This window comes from Winogradskyella luteola, from assembly GCF_019203985.1.
Lineage (GTDB): Bacteria > Bacteroidota > Bacteroidia > Flavobacteriales > Flavobacteriaceae > Winogradskyella > Winogradskyella luteola.
The window spans coordinates 1-6464 of the sequence record NZ_JAGSPD010000026.1; the positions used below are offsets into that span (position 1 = coordinate 1).

General features: G+C 33.5%; 9 protein-coding genes. 5 read left to right on the forward strand and 4 right to left on the reverse strand.

Going from position 1 to position 6464, the window contains the following annotated elements; all coding sequences use genetic code 11:
- The 3 genes from KCG49_RS16130 to KCG49_RS16140 all read left to right on the forward strand — a co-directional run.
- The coding region (locus KCG49_RS16130; RefSeq protein WP_218547988.1) for a T9SS type A sorting domain-containing protein at positions 1–970 on the forward strand (970 nt) is incomplete at its 5' end.
- A gap of 439 nt (positions 971–1409) precedes the next feature.
- The gene (locus KCG49_RS16135) at positions 1410–1886 is read left to right on the forward strand and encodes a hypothetical protein (protein WP_218547989.1); all 477 of its coding nucleotides are present in this window, start codon (positions 1410–1412) and stop codon (positions 1884–1886) included.
- A 116-nt stretch (positions 1887–2002) separates the two neighbouring features.
- Positions 2003–2968, forward strand: a complete 966-nt coding sequence (locus KCG49_RS16140; RefSeq protein WP_218547990.1) for an alpha/beta hydrolase family protein — start codon at positions 2003–2005, stop codon at positions 2966–2968.
- 196 nt (positions 2969–3164) lie between these two features.
- Here the strand turns inward: KCG49_RS16140 and KCG49_RS16145 are convergent, their stop codons facing one another.
- Both KCG49_RS16145 and KCG49_RS16150 read right to left on the reverse strand, forming a co-directional pair.
- Positions 3165–3608 (reverse strand): type II toxin-antitoxin system RelE/ParE family toxin, encoded by a 444-nt coding sequence (locus KCG49_RS16145; protein ID WP_218547991.1) that lies wholly within the window; start codon positions 3606–3608, stop codon positions 3165–3167.
- Positions 3608–3778 (reverse strand): hypothetical protein, encoded by a 171-nt coding sequence (locus tag KCG49_RS16150; protein ID WP_218547992.1) that lies wholly within the window; start codon positions 3776–3778, stop codon positions 3608–3610. The genes KCG49_RS16145 and KCG49_RS16150 overlap by 1 nt, the downstream gene beginning before the upstream one ends.
- Before the next feature lie 288 nt (positions 3779–4066).
- On the opposite strand from KCG49_RS16150, the gene KCG49_RS16155 reads away from it, so the two are divergent.
- Both KCG49_RS16155 and KCG49_RS16160 read left to right on the forward strand, forming a co-directional pair.
- Entirely contained in the window at positions 4067–4327 is a 261-nt protein-coding gene (locus KCG49_RS16155) for a hypothetical protein (protein ID WP_218547993.1), read from the forward strand.
- 114 nt (positions 4328–4441) lie between these two features.
- Positions 4442–4939 (forward strand): hypothetical protein, encoded by a 498-nt coding sequence (locus KCG49_RS16160; protein ID WP_218547994.1) that lies wholly within the window; start codon positions 4442–4444, stop codon positions 4937–4939.
- Here KCG49_RS16160 and KCG49_RS16165 read toward each other — a convergent pair.
- Entirely contained in the window at positions 4936–5484 is a 549-nt protein-coding gene (locus tag KCG49_RS16165) for an RNA 2'-phosphotransferase (RefSeq protein ID WP_218547995.1), read from the reverse strand. The two genes, KCG49_RS16160 and KCG49_RS16165, sit on opposite strands and share 4 nt — an antisense overlap.
- 8 nt (positions 5485–5492) lie before the next feature.
- Positions 5493–6464: RHS repeat-associated core domain-containing protein (locus tag KCG49_RS16170; protein ID WP_305729001.1), on the reverse strand; the 972-nt coding region annotated here is incomplete at its 5' end.

Genomic DNA, 6464 nt, shown 5'->3' on the forward strand with positions numbered 1-6464 from the left:
CACGGTCAACGGAACGGATTCAGGGAACTATACCTTAACGCAACCGACGTTATCAGCCGATATTTTCGGACCTGTAATTTCTTTTAATGCCACAACAAGCAGTGCATTGGAAGCGACAGGTTCAGCAAACATAGAAGTTGACTTGTCCATAGCTGTTCCAATTACGGTAACGGTAGATTATACGGTAACAGGAGGAACGGCGTCGGGCAGTGGCGTAGATTATACATTGGCTGGTGGAACCTTAACCTTCAATCCAAATACGAGCGGTGCTAATATAGCCGTTAGTATTGCGGATGAATTAATTGTGGAGCCTGATGAGACCATAATTGTAACACTCTCAAACCCGAGCAACGGATCCTTAGGAACAAATACGGTTCATACCTTTACCATTATCAATGATGATCATGCTCCAGCTATACCAACTGTAAATGCACAGACTACTGGAGATACCTCGCCAGTAATAACAGGAACCACAGGTACAGGATCGTCACTGTTGGCTGGAGAAACAATGACGGTAACCGTAAACGGAGCTACATATCAAGTCGTTCCAGATACATCAGGAGACTGGAGTGTTGACACAGGAACAGACTCACCTTCTAGCGGTAGTTTGGGTGCCTTTATGAATGGTGTAAGCTATGAAGTGGTTTGTACAGTAACAGACATTTCAAACAATACAAGCGTAGATACCTCCACTAACGAAATTACCATTGACAATTCATTGGGCCTTAATGACCCTTCATTAAGTGCTTCATTAAAACTATACCCAAATCCAGTACAAAATATATTGCACGTCAATGCCAACAGCATGGATATAGACCAAATACTGGTATACGATGTTTTAGGAAAATCAATGGAAAGCGTTAGACTAGAAAACGAAACGCTTGACTTTTCAAACCTTCAGGCAGGTATATATGTGTTAAAGGTAAAAACGAAAAGAGGCACTCTGGTTAAGAGGGTTATTAAACAATAAGAATCCAAAAAAAAACTTGATATTAATTCATTTCAGTCTCAAAGACATTTGATAAAGCCTTTCTGAATTCAGAAAGGCTTTATCAAATGTCATAGCTATTAGTTGCTTTGTTCAAAAGGTAGACGATTCAAGAGGCTTGTTGTTACAAATTAAAATGTTGCCCAACTCTCTTTTGAAAAGAAATCGTAGTAGCGCATTGATAGTTTTTACAATAATAACGTTGTTCACCATTTCTTTTTCCTTTTTTGATACAACTTGACGGATTACAGTTTTTACATTTCATATCTGTAAAATTAATCAAGCACCAATTTACTAACGACTCTCACCTACTTTCGAAAATCCGCAAGGATTTTCTATTCAGTTTTTATTTGCTAAATTAGTTGTTCAAAAACGCCGCTGGCCATACACAAGACCGTTGGCAATAATTAAACACACGGATATGAAAAGAACCTTTATATTAATATTAGTCCTTATTTTTTCAATTACGGAAACTTTTGCTTGTAGCTGTATTCAAACGAATGAACCTTTATCTAAAAAAGTTGAAAAAGCGTTTGCTCAATCTGATCTAATAATAAGCGGAAAAGTTGTCGAAATAAAAATTGTGAATAAAGCGAGAATGAAATCTTCAGCTGACCCAATCATCTATAAGTTTGAGATCACAAAAACTCTTAAAGGAAAAATTGAAAAAGAATTTATTGAAATTGCATCTGAAACGAGCGGGGCAAGTTGTGGATATAAATTTGAATTAGGAAAATCTTATTTAGTTTATGCGCGAAAATCAACTCATTTCGCTAAAATGACAAAGAACAAATTTGATTTTGTAACTGGCCTTTGTGACAGAAACCAAAAACTGAATAAAGTCGATAAAAAGGAATTACGAAAATTGAAAAAGCTTAACTGTAGAAGTGAAAAATAGCCATTGCCAACAATGTACAACCGTAATTGCTAAAAATAGCGCTTGATACGAAAATAATCACCAATTAAACCCGTAACCGACGGTTATGTGAAACCGTTGGCAAATATTATAGTAAAATGAAAAAACACTTATTATTCTTGTTTTTTGGAATCATTCACATAGCAGGCTCTGCTCAAATAAACCCATCGGAAAAAGGTTTTCAAACATATCAGATTAAGACTATAAACGACACGATCAATTTTTACATTTACAATCCGAAAAGCATAATAAAAAAACACCTTTTTATTCATATTGATGGTTCTTACCCAGCACCACTATGGATTGAAACGAATCCTTGTTGTGCAACGCTTGACCCCTTTAATTATGACCTAATACCAGAACAATACGCCTACGTGGTTATTTCCAAACATGGATTTCCTTTCAGCGGGAAGGAAAATTTTAAAACACCAAAAAACTTTTGGAAAAAGAACACTTTGGATTTTCGTGTTTCACGCGCTAACCAAGTAATCAAGTATATCCAAAAGAATATTTTTGAGCCAGAAGAAATTGTGGTTGTTGGGACATCACAAGGCACTGATATTGCTGCAAAATTAGCCACTATTAACAAAGATATTACAAAAATAGGCTTTTGGGCAGGTGGTGGACTTCCACAACTAATGGAGTTTATTATGTTTGCCCGAAAAGACGCAATTGCGGGTAAAATAACTGAAGTTGAGGCTACCAAAAGAATTGATTCACTTTTAGTTCAATTTGAGAAAATGTTTGATAACCCCACACCTGAAAAAATGTGGGATGGAAACAGTTATTTGAGTTATGTTAGTTTTTCTGAACCACCTGTTGCAAACCTCTTAAAACTTGATATTCCCATTTATGTAGCGATAGGGACAAAGGACGAAAATGTAGCCGCAGAAAACTCATACATTATTCCTGTTGAATTTATAAGGAACCGAAAAAAAAACCTAACATTCCGTCAATTCCCAAACTATGACCACGGTTTTGTAGAAAAAACGGTAAAAGGAAAAAAAATTGATAGATTTGATAGGGTCACTAAAGATTTTATAAAATGGTTGAATGAAAATTAACGTTCGTCACCAAGTACTGTGGTAAAAAACAGGTATAGACCATTTTAAGTCATGTCCTAATTTGGGACACTACCCTGATTTCGCATTATTGTAATAGATTTCAACCATATTTTAATCTATGACCTGTAAGTCTTCAAAGAACGTTTACTTTTATTTATAATCTTCAATTTGAAACTATTATCCCCACTTTTTTGAGTTATCGTTCCAAACCTCTGTCTCTTTCTTGCCCAATATCTTTTTCTAGTTCTTGTTTCTGACGAAGTTGTTTTAATTGGTTCTGTCTTTGAATCAATCTTCGGTCTTTTTCTTGTTTTAGCTCATGAATTTTTCTGATCTGGATTTTCTCTTTTACCAGCTCTAAGTTTTGACTTTGATGAAATACACCAATTATTTTTACTGTCTTAGTTCTATCATTAATTAGATAATGAACTGTAAATGGAAAAGAAGAACCTAACACGGCTCTTCTGTGATTTGTTCCTACTTCTTTAAATAGCTTCGGATTTTCTTTTATTCTATTAATCTTGGATTTGAGCTCGTTTTGAAGTTTATCAGCCAATCCCTCTTCTTTTGACTCGTACCATTCTAATGATCGGTCAATTTCTGCAATTACTGTTTTCGGTATTTGAATGTTATAGTCCACTAATCCCAAAGTTTTCTGAGTTCCCTTAGATAAAAATCCAGGTCCTCATCATCAATAAGATTCTCATCGTTTTCTGCTTCTTTGATACGCTCGGCAATAATTCGATTTCGCTCTTTGTCAAATTCTTCTTTACTTACTACTTTACCATAGTTGTAATACGCTGTACCCATACCTTAAATATACCACGAATTATTTTGAATTATCAAACCAAAAGAAATTATCATCCGTTTATCATTATCCTCTTTGCCAGTGGTATGTTATCCCATGAAGAATTAAATAAAATTCCAAGAACGACAAAACACAATTGGAAATAGTTTAATCACGGCAACTATTTTGGTCATCAGTGGATGGAAGCATAAATCAAACAGTTTGATGAGATTAAGGATGTCTTCCAAAGCAAGTTTACCACCTGAGCAGCTATTAAGGCCATTTTAAAAACCAGACGGGGATTTTATAACATGATTGGCGAACTAGTTCATCATAAAAATCTTTTGAAACAACATGCCAATAGTATTGTATCTTCTGTAAAAGCTATAGCTCAGTTCTCAAAAGTCACAGTTTCCAAAGCTTGTAAGCTTTATGGTATTTCTGAAGACTGCTATTATGCCCAGAAAATAAAGATCATTTGCAAAACAAGTCTGTTCAAAAAATGTTACCGTCAATATCCCAATCAATTAACATTAAAAGAAATTACAGATATTGAATATTTAAATCTATAACTTAACTTTAAACCTAATTGGTAAACATTCTTTGAAGACTTACAATATTTTAATCTATTACTTTTTTTGCTACACGACCTAGTATTTATTTAATTAAAATGTTATTTTGGCAATATGATTAATTTAAAAAAAATAGCCTTAAAATATCCTATAAATATGGGTGCCCCTGAACCAATCATAGTTAGTGTTGGTTTTGACCTAATACTACTATATTATGTTGACTTATTTGATTTATCTGATGTAACAGATAAATTGAAAGAGCGTGATATTGGAAATGATGTTGGAGTTGCGATTATGAAATTTAAAAAAAGGTGTATTCACAAGTTTGGAGCACCAAATGATGAAGTTATTATTGGGCACCCCTATTATAAATTAGGATTAAAACCCTACTCGTTCTTTTTAATAAATAATTCAGATTGGGTAAATGAGATTAAAAGAATTGAAAATCATCATCCATACTTTGATGAACAAATGTTTGATAATTTAAATCATTTTATTATTACATTTAAAGATAATACTTTCGAATGTATTGCTGAAGATTATTCTATTGATTACTCGATTAAAACTATGAAAGAGACTTTTGAAAGAGTCGTGAAAAATATTAACTATTAACTACTTATTATTTCTAAATACTTTACAGTAATTTTATCACATAGCCATATACCATTTTCCACAGGATAAAAATCAACACCATCTATAAAAGCTTCTTCAGATTTTACTTTTAAAAGTATAGGTTCATTAGTTCTCCTTAATCCTACAGTCATAGAATCTGATTTGTTTTCGGACAAATGAACATATTGTCTTTTCATTGGCAATAGCCCTTTTTCAAAAATACTTGGGAGTGATTTCTGTTTTGTTGCATGATATAAATATTTAGGTGGTTTAAAGGGTTTTATTATTATTTTGTCTTGAATGGAATGACCATATGTAGCTCTTATTTTATTGCCTTTTAATTCGTGTCTCTTTTTTTTAGATGTAGATATCATCTTTTTTACATCCGAAACACTTAAAGTAGAAAAAGAACTATCAACTTTTTGTATAGATTTAATCAATAAACTTATTTCAACCCAACCATCTTTACTGAGTTCTAAATCATATAAAGATGGTTGATGGCGTAAAGCATGTGATATAACTTTACTTAATTTATTGAAATCCATAACTGACATTAATTACCAATTACATTTTGAGTTCCTGATTGCCTGATTGTACTAGTACCAGAACTTGTTAATTTGTTTCTAGTTAACTGATTAGTTAACTGATTTTCATAGAATTCCTGACCTGTTCTATTAACCACATTCCATTGATTCCTCGGTATGCCTGCTTTAGTTAAAGCTGCTGAAGATCGAGTATTTAAAATCAACGTATTACCATCTCTAACTATTACATCAATTGGTAAATCTTTAGCTGTCGCCTTCCCGTTTTTAATTAAACTTACTACATCATCTATAGTTTCACCTGCATATTTACCACCATTAAAAGTTAAACTATATGTTTTTTGAGCCCACCTAGCATTAGATATAATACTTTTTGTTTTTACTAATTTATAAACCCATGCCCCGGCTTGAAATACTTTTACAGCTGCCCATTCACCTGCTATAAACAAAACTAATTCTATAGCAGCATCGGCTTTTTCTTTTTCATTCTGAGCGATATCTGCATCAGTAGGGTTATATGGGTCATTCCCATTTAAAAAGGCAGTTCTTGCTGCACCATTATAAGCCATTCCATAAAACTCACCTGTACTCATTTCCTTTACAGGTTTACTTTGACTTTTCTTCTTTTTCTTTTTTGGATCAGTACTATCCTCTGGAGCAGTATAAATTCTTATACCTGCTTGTGAACTAATTGTTTTCCATTCACCTCCTATCTTTAATCTTATACCTTCTTCACTATCTGCACCGCTTGGGTCAGCCCAGAACACAGGGTTGTTATCGAATGCAGTATATGTGCTCATAGAATGATGTGCCACAGGATCAATAGCTGTCCATCTAGCAATAGCTGGATCATATTGTCTCAGCGGCATTTCGTAAAGATTCAGTCCAAGACTTTCTTCTAACTCAATTCCATTATACTTATACTTGGAAGCCACGCTATTAACATTAGCAGAAACCACGTCGTTGTACCCCTTATGTTTTAA

Excerpts from the sequence above, each read along its gene's own strand:
- KCG49_RS16135 (WP_218547989.1), top strand. The coding sequence starts at position 1,410 with ATGAAAAGAACCTTTATATTAATATTAGTCCTTATTTTTTCAATTACG.
- KCG49_RS16140 (WP_218547990.1), top strand. The coding sequence starts at position 2,003 with ATGAAAAAACACTTATTATTCTTGTTTTTTGGAATCATTCACATAGCA.
- KCG49_RS16150 (WP_218547992.1), bottom strand. The coding sequence starts at position 3,778 with ATGGGTACAGCGTATTACAACTATGGTAAAGTAGTAAGTAAAGAAGAA.
- KCG49_RS16155 (WP_218547993.1), top strand. The coding sequence starts at position 4,067 with ATGATTGGCGAACTAGTTCATCATAAAAATCTTTTGAAACAACATGCC.
- KCG49_RS16160 (WP_218547994.1), top strand. The coding sequence starts at position 4,442 with ATGATTAATTTAAAAAAAATAGCCTTAAAATATCCTATAAATATGGGT.
- KCG49_RS16165 (WP_218547995.1), bottom strand. The coding sequence starts at position 5,484 with ATGGATTTCAATAAATTAAGTAAAGTTATATCACATGCTTTACGCCAT.